Source organism: Burkholderia sp. YIM B11467 (genome assembly GCF_052952715.1).
Genome location: NZ_JBQVSQ010000004.1, coordinates 180216 through 193778 on the forward strand (window position 1 = coordinate 180216; position 13563 = coordinate 193778).

14 protein-coding genes and 5 pseudogenes are annotated in these 13563 nt (G+C 59.6%); 13 read left to right on the plus strand and 6 right to left on the minus strand.

The window, feature by feature from the left end; genetic code table 11:
• Positions 1-3: 3 nt before the first annotated feature.
• The 3 genes from pntB (at position 4) to ACTRWB_RS16255 (ending at position 3000) form a co-directional block, all read left to right on the plus strand.
• Positions 4-1416 carry a Re/Si-specific NAD(P)(+) transhydrogenase subunit beta gene (gene pntB / locus ACTRWB_RS16245; protein WP_446902480.1) on the plus strand — a complete coding sequence of 471 codons (1413 nt, stop codon included), beginning with the start codon at positions 4-6 and terminating at the stop codon, positions 1414-1416.
• 74 nt (positions 1417-1490) lie between these two features.
• A complete protein-coding gene (locus tag ACTRWB_RS16250) occupies positions 1491-1802 on the plus strand; it encodes a high-potential iron-sulfur protein (protein ID WP_446902481.1) in 312 nt (103 codons plus the stop codon).
• A 223-nt stretch (positions 1803-2025) separates the two neighbouring features.
• Positions 2026-3000, plus strand: coding sequence for an NAD(P)H-dependent flavin oxidoreductase (locus tag ACTRWB_RS16255; RefSeq protein ID WP_446902482.1), 975 nt, complete (start codon positions 2026-2028; stop codon positions 2998-3000).
• A 185-nt stretch (positions 3001-3185) separates the two neighbouring features.
• Here the strand turns inward: ACTRWB_RS16255 and ACTRWB_RS16260 are convergent, their stop codons facing one another.
• From ACTRWB_RS16260 to ACTRWB_RS16275, 4 genes and pseudogenes are all read right to left on the minus strand, one after another.
• Entirely contained in the window at positions 3186-3620 is a 435-nt protein-coding gene (locus ACTRWB_RS16260; protein ID WP_446902483.1) for a thioesterase II family protein, read from the minus strand.
• Positions 3621-3988: 368 nt separating this feature from the next.
• A pseudogene (locus ACTRWB_RS16265) lies at positions 3989-4099 on the minus strand (antitoxin Xre/MbcA/ParS toxin-binding domain-containing protein); the annotation flags it as partial.
• Positions 4100-4198: 99 nt separating this feature from the next.
• Positions 4199-4333 (minus strand): ribbon-helix-helix domain-containing protein, encoded by a 135-nt coding sequence (locus ACTRWB_RS16270; RefSeq protein ID WP_446902484.1) that lies wholly within the window; start codon positions 4331-4333, stop codon positions 4199-4201.
• A gap of 47 nt (positions 4334-4380) precedes the next feature.
• Positions 4381-4536 carry a phage integrase family protein gene (locus ACTRWB_RS16275; RefSeq protein ID WP_193103120.1) on the minus strand — a complete coding sequence of 52 codons (156 nt, stop codon included), beginning with the start codon at positions 4534-4536 and terminating at the stop codon, positions 4381-4383.
• A 132-nt stretch (positions 4537-4668) separates the two neighbouring features.
• Between ACTRWB_RS16275 and ACTRWB_RS16280 the strand changes: the two genes are divergently transcribed.
• The 6 genes and pseudogenes from ACTRWB_RS16280 to ACTRWB_RS16305 form a co-directional block, all read left to right on the plus strand.
• Positions 4669-4920: a hypothetical protein gene (locus tag ACTRWB_RS16280; protein ID WP_446902485.1), complete on the plus strand. Its 252-nt coding sequence runs from the start codon at positions 4669-4671 to the stop codon at positions 4918-4920.
• A gap of 192 nt (positions 4921-5112) precedes the next feature.
• Positions 5113-6699, plus strand: coding sequence for a glycosyl hydrolase family 18 protein (locus ACTRWB_RS16285; protein ID WP_446902486.1), 1587 nt, complete (start codon positions 5113-5115; stop codon positions 6697-6699).
• Positions 6700-6819: 120 nt separating this feature from the next.
• A pseudogene (locus tag ACTRWB_RS16290) lies at positions 6820-6975 on the plus strand (IS6 family transposase); the annotation flags it as partial.
• Positions 6976-7120: 145 nt separating this feature from the next.
• Positions 7121-7264: pseudogene (locus ACTRWB_RS16295) on the plus strand (transposase); the annotation flags it as partial.
• A 51-nt stretch (positions 7265-7315) separates the two neighbouring features.
• On the plus strand, positions 7316-7468 hold the full coding sequence (locus ACTRWB_RS16300; protein WP_081851940.1) for an integrase core domain-containing protein: 153 nt from the start codon (positions 7316-7318) through the stop codon (positions 7466-7468).
• Between the two features lie 60 nt (positions 7469-7528).
• Positions 7529-7930 (plus strand): annotated as a pseudogene (locus ACTRWB_RS16305) (ATP-binding protein); the annotation flags it as partial.
• A 219-nt stretch (positions 7931-8149) separates the two neighbouring features.
• Here the strand turns inward: ACTRWB_RS16305 and ACTRWB_RS16310 are convergent.
• Together ACTRWB_RS16310 and ACTRWB_RS16315 are read right to left on the minus strand one after the other, a co-directional pair.
• Positions 8150-8677: a gamma carbonic anhydrase family protein gene (locus ACTRWB_RS16310; RefSeq protein ID WP_048244854.1), complete on the minus strand. Its 528-nt coding sequence runs from the start codon at positions 8675-8677 to the stop codon at positions 8150-8152.
• A gap of 15 nt (positions 8678-8692) precedes the next feature.
• The gene (locus ACTRWB_RS16315; RefSeq protein ID WP_446902487.1) at positions 8693-10300 is read right to left on the minus strand and encodes a 3-keto-5-aminohexanoate cleavage protein; all 1608 of its coding nucleotides are present in this window, start codon (positions 10298-10300) and stop codon (positions 8693-8695) included.
• A 704-nt stretch (positions 10301-11004) separates the two neighbouring features.
• Between ACTRWB_RS16315 and ACTRWB_RS16320 the strand changes: the two are divergent.
• The 4 genes and pseudogenes from ACTRWB_RS16320 to ACTRWB_RS16335 all read left to right on the plus strand — a co-directional run.
• Positions 11005-11163: pseudogene (locus tag ACTRWB_RS16320) on the plus strand (IS3 family transposase); the annotation flags it as partial.
• A gap of 249 nt (positions 11164-11412) precedes the next feature.
• Positions 11413-11706, plus strand: a complete 294-nt coding sequence (locus tag ACTRWB_RS16325) for a hypothetical protein (RefSeq protein ID WP_193102755.1) — start codon at positions 11413-11415, stop codon at positions 11704-11706.
• Entirely contained in the window at positions 11697-12416 is a 720-nt protein-coding gene (locus tag ACTRWB_RS16330; protein WP_446902488.1) for a thioesterase II family protein, read from the plus strand. Before ACTRWB_RS16325 ends, ACTRWB_RS16330 begins: the two co-directional genes overlap by 10 nt.
• 141 nt (positions 12417-12557) lie before the next feature.
• Positions 12558-13508, plus strand: a complete 951-nt coding sequence (locus ACTRWB_RS16335) for a UDP-glucuronic acid decarboxylase family protein (RefSeq protein WP_048244863.1) — start codon at positions 12558-12560, stop codon at positions 13506-13508.
• The last annotated feature ends 55 nt before the right edge of the window (positions 13509-13563 follow it).

Consider the following 13563-nt stretch of genomic DNA (forward strand, 5'->3'; position numbering starts at 1 on the left):
ACCATGACTTCAAACCTGACTACCGTCTCCTATATTGGCGCCGCGATCCTGTTCATCCTCAGCCTCGGCGGGCTGGCCAACCCTGAAACGGCACGCCGCGGCAACCTGCTCGGCATGATTGGCATGCTGATCGCGGTGCTGGCCACCGTGGCCGGTCCGCGCGTGTCGGCCGCGGGCATTCCGTACGTGGTCGCCGCGCTGGTCGTCGGCGGCGCCGTCGGCCTGTACGCCGCGAAGAAGGTGCAGATGACACAGATGCCGGAGCTGGTCGCGCTGATGCACAGCCTGGTCGGTCTCGCAGCCTGCCTGGTCGGCTTCGCGAGCTACATCGACACGTCGCTGCAGTTCACCGGCGCCGAGAAGGCCATTCACGAAGTGGAGATCTACGTCGGCATCCTGATCGGCGCCATCACCTTCGCAGGCTCGGTCATCGCGTTCGGCAAGCTGTCGGGCAAGATCGGCGGCAAGCCGCTGCTGCTGCCGGCGCGGCACTGGATGAACCTGGCCGCGCTGCTGATCGTGATCTACTTCTGCCGTGCATTCCTGCATGCGGAAAGCCTCCAGGACGGCATGCTGCCGCTCGTCGTGATGACGGTGATCTCGCTGCTGTTCGGCGTGCACATGGTGATGGCGATCGGCGGCGCGGATATGCCGGTCGTGGTGTCGATGCTCAACAGCTACTCGGGCTGGGCAGCGGCGGCCACCGGCTTCATGCTCGGCAACGACCTGCTGATCGTGATCGGCGCGCTGGTCGGCTCGTCCGGTGCGATCCTGTCGTACATCATGTGCCGCGCGATGAACCGCAACTTCATCAGCGTGATCGCGGGCGGTTTCGGCAGCGGCGCAGGCGCTCCGGCGGCAGCCGGCGGCGGAGCGCAGCCGGCTGGCGAGGTGGTTGCGGTGAGCGCGGCGGAAACGGCCGAGCTGCTGCGCGAGGCGAAGCGCGTGATCATCGTACCCGGCTATGGGATGGCGGTGGCGCAGGCCCAGCACACGGTGTTCGAACTGACGAAGCTGCTGCGCGAGAAGGGCGTCGACGTACGTTTCGCGATTCACCCGGTCGCGGGCCGCATGCCGGGGCACATGAACGTGCTGCTGGCCGAAGCGAAGGTGCCGTACGACATCGTGCTGGAGATGGACGAGATCAACGACGACTTCCCCGAAGCCGACGTGTCGATGGTGATTGGCGCGAACGACATCGTGAACCCGGCGGCGCAGGACGACCCGACGAGCCCGATCGCCGGCATGCCGGTGCTGGAGGTGTGGAAGGCGAAGACGTCGATCGTGATGAAGCGCAGCATGGCTTCGGGCTATGCAGGCGTCGACAATCCGCTGTTCTACAAGGACAACAACCGCATGTTGTTCGGCGACGCGAAGTCGATGCTCGGCGAGGTTTTCGGCATGCTGGCGATCTGATCAGCTCATCAAGTTATTTATTGGGTATCCCGGAATCAGGATGACCCGCTATTTCACAATAAAGGAGTATTTGCATGATCAAGTCCCGTCGCAATTTTATGATCACGTCCGCAGGCATTGCCTCGGGACTCGCGCTGTCACGCGTTGCGTTTGCAGATGCAGCCAAGGTCTCGGAAGCCGATTCGACGGCGGTCGCGCTCGGCTACTTGGCCGATGCGACCCGGGTGAACAAGGCGAAGTACTCGAAGTACGCAGCGGGAGAGGACTGTCGGAACTGCGCGTTGTACCAGGGAAAACCGAATGATCCGTTTGCCCCGTGCCCAATTTTTGGTGGCAAGCAAGTTGCGGCCAAGGGATGGTGTAGTGCGTATAGCAAAAAAGCTTGATTTCTCAAAGGCAGCATGACCACGGAAATCATGTAAATGCTGCACATCGTTGCGCCCCCCCCCACACATAGCTGACCGACCCTGGATGCCGAGGCAGACGCCGACGATGGGAATGCCGTCGACGGTCACAACGGATAGTTGGTATATCAATCAATAAGGTGGCTGATTTCCATCTCCGAAGCATCACTTCGAGCAAACAGTGTAAACACGATTTAGGCGAATTATGAAGACGCAAATCACCGAGCTCCTTGGCATCGAACACCCCATCGTCCAGGGCGGCATGCATTTTGTTGGATTGGCCGAACTGGCCGCTGCGGTTTCTAACGCGGGAGGGCTTGGCATCCTTACAGCGCTGACGCAGCCCACGGCGCAGGCGCTCGCTGACGAAATCCGTCGCTGCCGCGAAATGACCGACAAGCCATTCGGCGTGAACCTTACCTTTCTTCCCGTGCGCACGCCGCCGGATTACGCCGGATACGTGAAAGCGATCATAGATGGTGGCGTCAAGGTCGTGGAAACGGCGGGGAATAATCCTCAGAAATGGTTGCCGGGGTTGCATGAGGCCGGTATCAAGGTCATTCACAAATGCACCTCGTTGCGCCACGCGCTCAAGGCCGAGGCGCTTGGCTGCGATGCGGTCAGCGTGGATGGTTTCGAATGCGGTGGCCATCCCGGCGAAGACGATGTGCCCAATTTCATCTTGCTGCCGCGTGCAGCCGACGAACTGCGCATCCCGTTTTTGGCATCTGGAGGCATGGCTGATGGCCGTTCGATGGTCGCCGCCCTGTCTCTCGGCGCCGCCGGCATCAATATGGGCACGCGCTTCGTGGCGACCCGGGAAGCACCCGTGCATCCGCGCGTGAAGGAAGCGATCGTCCAGGCCAGTGAATTGGACACGCGTCTGGTCATGCGGCCGCTGCGAAATACCGAGCGTGTGCTCCGCAATGCGGGCGTCGATCGCCTGCTGGAAAAAGAGCAGCAACTGGGCGCCGAGATCCGCTTCGAGGATATTGTGGACGAAGTGGCAGGTGTCTACCCGCGTGTCATGCGAGACGGCGACATCGATGCTGGTGCGTGGTCCTGCGGCATGGTCGCGGGTCTCATCCAAGACGTTCCTAGCGTCGCCGAACTGATCCGTCGGGTGATGAGCGAGGCCGAGCAAATTGTCAGGCAGCGCCTGTCAAAGATGATCGACTGAGATCTAGCAGCTAGGTAGCTAACGGAGGAGATGCGCACCGATCAAATTCGCCGATACCACGTGCGAACAAGCGTACTCGGCGTCGCCTATGCGCTGCATCTGATCGGTAACTGCGGCACGCGGCAATCGACTAGGCTTAGCGTGCGCGCCAAAGTTGCGTCCATATTGGCCCGGCGACGGAGCGGTTATCCTTCGGCCGCGCCGGGATCGCCGCGTTCGGTAACTCGGAGAAACCGCCGGGATGCCTGCATCAACGCAAGCCACTCGCCATCCACGGTTCCCGGCACTTTTCCTGTCCATCTCTGGGTTGTGCCGGCGCTGTCGGCCATCATCGGCAGAACAAACCGGTCGGGCGCATCATGAAAGAAGAAGTGGCCACCCGAATGGCGCTGCAACAGCGACGCGATCAGCGATGGGGCGTCGGTCGCGAACGGCTCGTGCCGGCGCGATCCGCGTCCAGGCAGTTGCACGCCCACGATATCGACATCGTGCGGCAGCCATTTCCACCATCGGACGTAGTAGCTGGCGTTTCCGCCGGCATGGTGAAAAAAGGAGAGGCGCCGGCCGCAGGCCGGTACTTCGCGCCGTACGAACCAGGGCGAGGAGGCGATCGGGCTCATTGGGTCCTGCTTCGAATGATTGACGGAGTGCATGGCACGAACGCCGTGCTGAATGGAGCAATTCCCGGCGACTCGGCAGGTCAGCGCCGGGAAGACACCTTGTCGAAACCCGCTGTCGCACGCTACGTGACCGCGCTCATGATGAAGGCCGGACAGATTGCAGCGTCTCGCAGCCAGCGCATGACCTTGGCAGCGGTCAATTCCGCGGCGTCGTCAGACTGAACGAATGCGGGCCCGCATAAGTAGCAAAAGAATTTACATAATGCTGACTAGCGAAGTTTTTATGGGGTCTGGTTGATATTGGAGGACTGCAGTCAACGTCACGAACGCTGACGTCCGCGTCGCCGTCGCCGATCGCTAATTTCGCGCGCGGCCTTCGGCAGGCCGTCGCGCACACGGGCCTCGAGCTCCGCCAGCGTATGCGGTACCGGCCGAAGCTCCATCACGTCGGCCACCGCTTCAGGGGTCACAAGCAACATGTCGGATCCCTCCATAAAGTATCAATTGATACCAGCGTGCGGTTCACATGGTGCCAGATACAGGGGTGCCACGGCGCGACCGAATCGAATGGAGGTCGGTCACTTCGGCTTGTGGCCGGCGAGCCCGCGCAGCGCAGCGCGTTGCGGATTCGTTACTTCTGACGTGGCATTGGTGCCGCTGGCGACCTGCTGCCGCACGCCGTCGGCCATCTCGCTCGGGAGGCTGATACTCATTGCTGGGTGATGCCCGTGGTGCCTCCTACTCCATCCTCGTAACGCCGTCACGGACCGTGGTTTGCCAGGTGCGCGCCGGGCGGGCCGAAGTACAGCGCCGCGCGATACCAGCGCTGACGCCGCTTGCGAATCAGTGTGAGCAGATCGGCACACGTAGCGACGTCGGCGGCCGTGAGCCGCCCAATGAGCTGGGGTCGAACCAGCCCTCGAGCGCGTGCTCGGGCTGTGACGTCTCAACGAGACTCGCAGCCCTCCGCGCCCTGCTTCGGGTATGGAGAGCGATGCGAGCGCGGATCTCGCGCAGGGCCCCGCCGTGGACATTGTTACGTATTTAAATGCATATCCGTGCCGATGTTCAAGAATACGATGCGCTTCAACAGCGTATTAAGGTTGACTTAACAGTTATCACATTGTCGTCGCCGGATTTTTCGGGATATCGACTACCCCGACATCTGCAGCCGATCGAGATGGATTTTTTAAATAATCGTTTTCCAAGCACCTTTGCCAGACTGCTTCCGCTTTTAGGACCGCCAGGCGCGAATCTCATCGTGGTGCGGGAAGTCATTCCCCTAAACGGTGCCGAATAGATTTACGCAAGCCAACAACGACATCGAAATCAGTCTTGCAAAAAAGGGGGGCATAGATTTTCTGAAGCGCCCCGAAATTCTCCTTGCATTTCCCAAATCCTGACCAATACTGATACCACTTTAATACCAAATACATACCAAAGTAAACCAGGCTTTATCACCGGCATCCGCCATAAAGCAAAGGAGAATGCAATGCAACGTTCGATTTACCGCCTGTGCCTGCCCCTGATCGGCGCGAGCAGCCTCATCGTGGCCAGCTCTGCGGCCCATGCCCTGCCCAGCTGCAGCGCCTGGCAATCCAGCCAGATCTATAACGCGGGCGATTACGCCTTATACAACGGCCAAACCTGGCAAGCGCAATGGTGGACGCGAGGGGAAACGCCTACAGCCAGCCAAGGGGCCGTTTGGCAGCAGCGCGCCGCCAACTCATGCGCGCCTGTCAGCGGCGGCAGCTCAGGCAGCGGCGTGCCGCCGGAACCCACGCCCACCGTGGGCTACAACGTGGGCTCTTATTTCACCCAATGGGGCATTTATCAGCGCCAGTACTTTGTGAAAAACCTGATGGCCAGCGGTGGCGATAAAAAACTCACCGTGCTCAACTACGCTTTTGGCAATGTCTACGCCAACGGCCAGTGCGGCATGGTCACGGTCGCGGAAAGCGGCAATGGCGATGGCGGCGACGCCTGGGCGGATTACCAGCGCGCCGTCTCCGCGGCGGAGTCCGTGGACGGCCAGGCAGACAGCTGGGACACCCCACTACGCGGCAACTTCAACCAACTGCGTAAGCTGAAACTGACAAATCCGCAGCTCAAGGTGCTGATCTCCCTGGGCGGCTGGACCTGGTCCAAGAACTTCTCCACCGTAGCCGCCAGCGACGCCAGCCGCCAGGCGCTGGTTTCCTCCTGCATCAACCTCTACATCAAGGGCAACCTGCCGCAACAAGAAAACGCTGGGGGACAGGGTGTGGCGCTGGGCGTGTTTGACGGCTTTGACATCGACTGGGAATACCCGGTGGCCGGTGGCCTGCCCACCAATCATTACAGCGCGGCGGACAAGCAAAACTTCACCCTGCTGCTGGCGGAGTTCCGCCGTCAGCTGGATGCGCTGGGACAGCAGAACAAGCGTCGCTATTACCTTTCCGCCGCGCTGAGCGCCGGAGTGGACAAAATCCGCAATACCGAACCGAGCAACTACGGCGCTTACCTGGACTGGGCCAATGTGATGTCTTATGACTTCCATGGCGGCTGGGAAGCGCAAGGCCCCACCAACTTCCAGTCCAACCTCTACCCGGATCCGGCCAATCCGGCCCAGAACGACGCCAAGTTCTATGATATCGACGACGCGGTGAATGCCCTGGTCAGTGCTGGACTGGCCCGCAACCGCATCAATGTAGGCATCCCCTTCTATGGCCGCGGCTGGACCGGCGTGGCCGCCGGCCCTTATGGCAATGGCCTGTATCAAAGCGCCACCGGCCCCGCGCCCGGCACTTACGAGGCCGGTTACGAGGACTATCGTGTGCTGGGGGGCCGCGCAGGCGCGCGTTATGTGCATCCCGTCACCAAGCAGATGTGGAGCTATGACGGCACGCAGTTCTGGAGTTATGACACACCGGATGTGATCCGCACCAAGCTGGGCTATGTCAAAGCCCAGCAACTGGGCGGCGTGTTCAGTTGGTCATTGGATGGCGACGATATGCAAGGCTCACTGCTGTCCACCATGGGCGAGTTGCGCAGCGCCACCGCCGCCACCAAGCCCACCGGGGTGGCGCCGAACCGTTAATGCTAGCAAGGCATTTTTAGCTGGAGTCCAGCATGCCGGTCCGCGTGCCCGATCCCTCGCTCAAGGTACGCGGACTTTTAACGACGCACCGGCATTGTCACGTTTGCGTAGGATAACGACATGAAAACGACCTCGCTCTATCGTGGACGCCGGTTTCCTGCGGCCACCATTGCTCAGGCCGTGCGGTGGTATTTCCGCTTCCAGCTCAGCCTGCGCGATGTCGAAGAATTGCTGTTCGAGCGCGGTGTCGTGGTGAGCTGCGAAACGATCCGGCGCTGATGCGACAAATTTGGCGGGCCCAACGGGTTCATTGCGTTTCTGCGCCATCGAGGATAGAGGTGGCCTCGCAAATTCGGACAGCCAGATAAGTGGATCGGCCGGGGCCTGAGCCAGCGATAATGCTGGCAAAGGAACCGAGGAAATGACGAAGAGAACCCGACGTACGCACTCAGCGGCGTTCAAAGCGAAGGTGGCGCTGGCAGCGGTCAAGGGCGAGCGCACGCTGGCCGAGCTGGCGCAGCAGTTCGATGTGCACCCGAACCAGATTACCGAATGGAAGCGGCAATCGCAGTGCGGCGGACGTGTTTGGCGCGGCATCAAGTACGAAGAGATTTACCTGCGGGCCTACGAGTCGGTCAGCCATGCCCGGCGCTCCATCGGCGACTACATCGAGTTGTACAACCGGAAAAGGCCCCATTCGAGCCTGGCGGATCAGACGCCGGATGAGGCATACTTCGCGACACTGCCTGCGATCAAATCGGCAGCATGATTGCCTCGGCCGCTCCACTTAAAAATCTCAGAAAACTGTCCGAACGAGTGAGGCCATCTCTCGACCGTCGAGCTGACCAACGCACTGGAGCAGGAGAAGTCCACCGGCAAACAAGGCCAGATCGCCCATAAGCTGATGTACGTCGACCTGGTGATCCTCGACGAACTGGGCTACCTGCCGTTCAGCCAGACCGGTGGCGCATTGCTGTTCCACTTGCTCTCGAAGCTGTATGAACACACGAGTGTCGCGATCACCACCAACCTCAGCTTCGGCGAGTGGGCGACCGTGTTCGGGGACGCAAGGATGACGACGGCGCTGCTGGACCGCGTCACCCATCACTGCCACATCGTCGAAACGGGCAATGAATCCTGGCGCTTCAAGTCCAGTTCTGCCAAGGCGAAGGCAACGAGAAAGAGAGCAGCAAAAGCAACAGGCAGTGAGGAGCTATCCACATCGGAATAGATGTACTACGCTGTCTCGGGGTGGGTCACGATTCGGTGGAAATCAACAGAGACGGAACAGCTTCTAAAATATTTCGGAGATAAAGCAGGCAGCGGCATTCGTGACCGCCGCCTGCAGTACTACCCTCCGCTGTCGAATTATCGGCATAGCCACGAGTTCTGCTGCCTACAAATTGACGAACAAGCCAGAATGCCCGAGCTGCCTATTGACGCCCCAAAGTTAGTCGATCCTTAGGAGCTTTTCCCGGAAGTGCGGGCGTCGTTGCTCAGCGTAGAAGTATATATTCGTCTGCAGCTTGATCACTTCTTCGTCCGACAACATTCGCACCACCTTAGCGGGCGAACCGAGAATCAGCGCACGATCCGGAAATTCCTTGCCAGATGTCACGATTGCGCCCGCACCAACCAGAGACTGACGTCCAATCCTGGCTCCGTCCAGGACTACGGCCTGGATGCCAATCAGAGAGCCTCCACCGATTGAGCAACCATGCAGTACGGCTTGATGACCGACCGTGATGTGCGAATCAAGCTCCAACGGGAATCCCTTCTCGGTGTGTAGCACGGCGCCGTCCTGGATGTTGCACCCTTCTCCGATGCTGAGCGGCTCGGTATCGCCGCGCAGTACAGCACCGAACCACACGCTCGAATGGGCTGCCAAGTGGACATTGCCGATGACCGCTGCCGTGTCCGCGACAAATACACTGTCGTGAATCGTGGGTGTGCGATCGCTGAGTCGATAGATGGCCATTTCGTCCTCAACACGTCATTGGTGAGCCAGCTTCTGCGACCCCACCGCACCGATCGGCATGCTCAGCATATCCCGTACCTGCGCGGAGGTTTGTACAGCAATGCCCTTTGCATGGAGCGCCTCGCGCAACATTCGGACCTGTTCCCACGTGCCTCGAGCTTTCCGTACGCCACCTGGGGCGCGGCTGTCATATACGTTCAAGCCGTCCTCGAGCCCAACTCGAACCCCATCGAGCCCCAAGCTGAGTGCCACATCGGCCAGCATCACCTGCATCGGCCCGGGCAAGAGGATTGAAATCTTGCCCGTCGGGAAAATATTTCTAAGTCTCTCGACTACCGGTTGCAACTGTTCGGCCGCGATCGAAACGGCCCGCTCCCTGTGGGCGAGGTCGCCGATCGACAAGAGTTTGCCGATTTCCTGGCGGCAGGCAGGCTCGATCAGCGAGTCGTCCTCCACTTCTCCGGTAATGGGGTCGCGACGGTACTGATCCACGCCTGCCACCAGCATGAATAGGACCGGCTTGCCCGCGGCATCGAGGTGCTCTCGGTACAATGTCGTCGCGTTGTCAACGATCGTGTGGTTGAATACCTCAACTTCCGGGCGGGTACCGGTACGCCAAAAATGCGTGAACTGTGCGGCCAGGAAATCTGGCGCATTATCGTAACCACCACCACCCTGAAAGATAACCGCCGCTGGGCTGAGCGACGCCATTTCCGGAACATCCGCGTCGCCGTACGATTTCAAATGTGCGCGGCGCAAATCACTGCGAGCACTTTGGCGATCACCGCGTACACTCGTTGACAAATTCAAAATTGCCGATGCGTCACGCGCCTTGACTGCAGGCACGATTTGGTCGTAATGCTCCAGCACGATCTGATTGCGTTGCGAACCCACCGTGATCTGGCCGAGTCCGGGAATCTCGATTTGTCGACGGTCAGCGAGTTCGCGTGTATGCAGGTGAACGACTGCCGCACCTTCTTCCAACGATCGTATGGATTCCTCAACAATATCCATCGGAGAAATTGGCAGAAATGGCGAACGCGCCTTACCCGGTTGCCAGTATCCGGCCCCGCAGACCTGCCAGCCACATCCCTCCATTTTTCTCAACAAGGGCTGACAATTTTCGCGGATTGAATCGATTAAAGCAGGAGGGAAATAGCTATGAAGCTTTGCATGCTCCCAAATGAGATCGCCTCGTTCTGAGACCACCCAGCCATACGTGGTCAATTGCAAAACGATTTGTCGCACCAATGGCATCGACTTAACATCCATCAGCCATTCGCGTGGCAACGTCGTTGCTTCGGCAGCGGAAGTCTGCGGAGCATGCCACGCTTGATCCCGACGCAGCCATCCTTCCGATTCCAACGTCTGTCTGGCAGTGCCCGCATCGGCATGTTGCTCGATCCAACTATCTGCGATGAAACTGTCGTGTCCGCGTGTAAGCAGCATCCCTCCGTGCGGAACAGCCTCCCAGCCATCAGCCTGCAATTGCGCAAGAATGCGGGCCGACTCCGAACCATCGATCAATTGAAGCAAATAGGACGGAATAAAGGTTGGCTCCAATGGATTGATCCATTTTGGAACGGCCCCGATCGGCGCAGCGGTAATGTACATTGAAGTCATGAATATCCTCCAGGGAATTGGACATTAATGCTTGTAGCGGGTACCACAGGCCAAATTCTACGCGACATAATTTTCAATGCAAGTAAACTGAAAGAATGTCATCATGCTGATGAAAGAATTTGGGTTTAAGCGGAATTTTCGTAAATAATCTCGACATCTGTTTCGAGAATATGAAATTTTCACCCTATCCTTTGCAGTAATTTCTCGAATTTTTTGGCGGATTATCAGATGAGTACGTGGCGCACGCGATTTTTGATAATATAAATTTGTTGAAATTGCATCAAATCCGCGACTCGACGCGCTCATTTCCATATTCGCGCGTGTGGCCGCATGATGTGAGAGCTTGTGGAACTCCGTGAGGACCATTCGATCAACCTCACGATCGAGCATTGCGACTACGAACTGGAGAGAGTCCGCGTATTGAGAAAAGGTGTCGACAATGTCAGGCGAGTCTACTTTTTATTTAACATCAGAATACAAACCAAATGCAGGCGAAAAATCACCCACAAGAGAAAGGCAATAACTGATTCGCAGAGCGTCCGTCTTCTGAATTAGGCCAGATATTGACCTGCTCGGAGATGCCTGCGGAAATTTTCTGTCGATACTCGGGATATAGGTTTTTTCGTAGCGTTCGCTGTCGCCGGAGGTGACCTGCCCTGGAGTTTTCGGACCAACTGAAACTTGAGAGAATGGCTTCCAACGGATACGGCTACCGTCGAATCCAGATTTTTCTCGAGCGGCAGGGTCACCCGATGAGCGCGGACCGGGCGTGGCGGCTATGGCGTCTTGCCGGCTTGCAGGTCCCGCGCAAGCGACCTCGCAGGCGTGTGGCGGTTCGCCGTCCCCGGCCACAGCCGGCGACGCATTCGAGTCTGGCATACCTGACGCCCGACGAGTTCAAGCAGCAGTATTGTTCAACTGAAGCAACCGAGGCCGTTCCCCAAGCTTGAAATGGCCTGAGGAAATCAGGCAGGTCACCCCGCCTTTCTCTGCAGCGCGCATGACGATGCGTGAACTGCACACGTCCCGTTTTTCTACGACATACATCCACGCGGCCTCATGTTTAACTCATGCCCAGCCGGGTCGGGTGCATTCCGAATCCTGGCGGCACCATGAATTTCCATGAGGCGAATCAATGCTTCCGCGACTTCTCGCGTGCGGCCTCGCAGCCTGCGTACAGCGCTAACGAACCGGCTATGGAAACGGCCTGTCGCCTGGCGCATCGCGAAGCCGCGCCGGGTGTTCAAGCCCGATTCCCGCCAGGTGAAGATGGCCGACGCATCACCATGAAAACAATGACCGGACCTTTAGTCGTGAACAACGCCGAACCCGTGAATGCCTGCAGCGCGATCTCCGGCAGCCCGGCAGCAAGTGCGCCGATCGAGTACCCGCACACATGCGTCTGATCTGTTTCCCTTACGCGGGCGGCTCGGCCGCCGTCTATCGTGGCCTGCAACCGCTATTGCCCGGGATCGAGGTGCACCGTCATGAGCTTGCCGGTCGAGGCAGCCGCCTGTCCGAGCCAGCCGTGCGGGATATGGCAACGCTGATCGACGCGTTGCTGGACGACCTGGGCAGTTGCTTCGATCGTCCCTTCGCACTGCTCGGCCACAGCATGGGCGCGGCGATTGCCGTCGAGCTGGCGCTGCGGCTTCCCGCCCATGCGCGACCGAACCTCCGGCATCTGTTCGTGAGCGCGCGCGCTGCACCGGGCAAGGAGCGCCCCGTTCGACGGATGCAGGCGCTGGACGACCGTGCGTTCATCGACGCGCTGCACGAGATGGGCGGTACACCGAAGGCGGTGCTGGACAACCGCGAAATGATGGCGTTGATGATGCCGGCGCTGCGTGCGGATTTCACGATGATCGAAAACTACCGGGCCGTGCCCGGACGCAGGCTGGCAGTCGACATCACCGCGTTCGCGGGCGTGGCGGATGAACAGGTCCCTGCCGATTCCGTTTCAGGCTGGGATGCCGCGACGACCGGGCGCTGCGAATTTCATGTCATCAACGGCGATCACTTCTTTATCCGGAGCGAAATGCGGGCGATGGCCGACATCATTGCGACGCGCCTGCGGCGCGCGGATCACGTTGCACCGAACGCCCTGAAAGCATGACGGGCATCGCACACGTCGGGATCCGCATCGCGCGATCGGCGTGCCGTGCCGTGATCGTCGAAGCGAAGCGCCTCGCGGTCCCGGCGAACGTGCCCGGGGGCAGATCGCCACTTACCTACGCGTCAAACCTGGAGTGCAATTGTGCAACGTAATCGAAAGCGGATCCTTGTAACCGGTGGCGCGGGTTTCCTCGGTTCGCATCTGTGCGAGCGCCTGGTCGAACTCGGTCATGACGTCTTGTGCGTCGACAACTATTTCACCGGCACCAAGCAGAACGTGGCCGCGCTGCTCGGCAACCCGAGCTTCGAGGCGCTGCGCCACGACGTGACCTTTCCGCTGTACGTGGAGGTGGACGAGATCTACAACCTCGCCTGTCCGGCATCGCCGATCCACTATCAGTTCGATCCCGTGCAGACCACCAAGACCAGCGTGATGGGCGCGATCAACATGCTGGGGCTCGCGAAGCGCACGCACGCACGCGTGCTGCAAACTTCCACGAGCGAAGTGTACGGCGACCCCGACGTGCATCCGCAACCGGAGACGTACCGGGGCAACGTCAACCCGCTCGGGCCGCGTGCGTGCTATGACGAAGGAAAGCGGTGCGCGGAGACCCTGTTCTTCGACTATCACCGCCAGCAAAACGTGCAAATCAAGGTGGTACGGATCTTCAACACGTACGGGCCGCGCATGCATCCCAACGACGGTCGCGTCGTATCCAACTTCATCGTGCAGGCGCTGCGCGGCGAGGACATCACGCTGTATGGCGACGGCAGCCAGACCCGCGCGTTCTGCTATGTCGACGACATGGTCGGCGGCCTGATCCGGATGATGGGCACGCCCGCGGACGTCACCGGCCCGATCAATCTCGGCAATCCGCATGAGATCGCGGTCAGTGAACTCGCGCAGATCATCTTGCGCCTGACGGGCTCGAAGTCGCGAATCGTATTCCGGCCGCTGCCGAAGGACGATCCGACGCAACGTTGTCCGGATATCAACCTCGCACGCACCCACCTCGACTGGAAGCCGACGATCGGGCTCGAAGTGGGGCTGCGTCGAACCATCGACTATTTCCGCTCGACCGTGCCTGCCTGACGCCACGCCGGTGTCCCGCTTTCCCGTGGCAGACGCAATACGGAGACCATGCTTC

Excerpts from the sequence above, each read along its gene's own strand:
- ACTRWB_RS16270 (WP_446902484.1), bottom strand. The coding sequence starts at position 4,333 with ATGAGTATCAGCCTCCCGAGCGAGATGGCCGACGGCGTGCGGCAGCAG.
- ACTRWB_RS16330 (WP_446902488.1), top strand. The coding sequence starts at position 11,697 with ATGCGTCTGATCTGTTTCCCTTACGCGGGCGGCTCGGCCGCCGTCTAT.
- ACTRWB_RS16315 (WP_446902487.1), bottom strand. The coding sequence starts at position 10,300 with ATGACTTCAATGTACATTACCGCTGCGCCGATCGGGGCCGTTCCAAAA.
- ACTRWB_RS16260 (WP_446902483.1), bottom strand. The coding sequence starts at position 3,620 with ATGAGCCCGATCGCCTCCTCGCCCTGGTTCGTACGGCGCGAAGTACCG.
- ACTRWB_RS16325 (WP_193102755.1), top strand. The coding sequence starts at position 11,413 with ATGAATTTCCATGAGGCGAATCAATGCTTCCGCGACTTCTCGCGTGCG.
- ACTRWB_RS16250 (WP_446902481.1), top strand. The coding sequence starts at position 1,491 with ATGATCAAGTCCCGTCGCAATTTTATGATCACGTCCGCAGGCATTGCC.
- ACTRWB_RS16285 (WP_446902486.1), top strand. The coding sequence starts at position 5,113 with ATGCAACGTTCGATTTACCGCCTGTGCCTGCCCCTGATCGGCGCGAGC.
- pntB (WP_446902480.1), top strand. The coding sequence starts at position 4 with ATGACTTCAAACCTGACTACCGTCTCCTATATTGGCGCCGCGATCCTG.
- ACTRWB_RS16310 (WP_048244854.1), bottom strand. The coding sequence starts at position 8,677 with ATGGCCATCTATCGACTCAGCGATCGCACACCCACGATTCACGACAGT.
- ACTRWB_RS16280 (WP_446902485.1), top strand. The coding sequence starts at position 4,669 with ATGCATATCCGTGCCGATGTTCAAGAATACGATGCGCTTCAACAGCGT.
- ACTRWB_RS16255 (WP_446902482.1), top strand. The coding sequence starts at position 2,026 with ATGAAGACGCAAATCACCGAGCTCCTTGGCATCGAACACCCCATCGTC.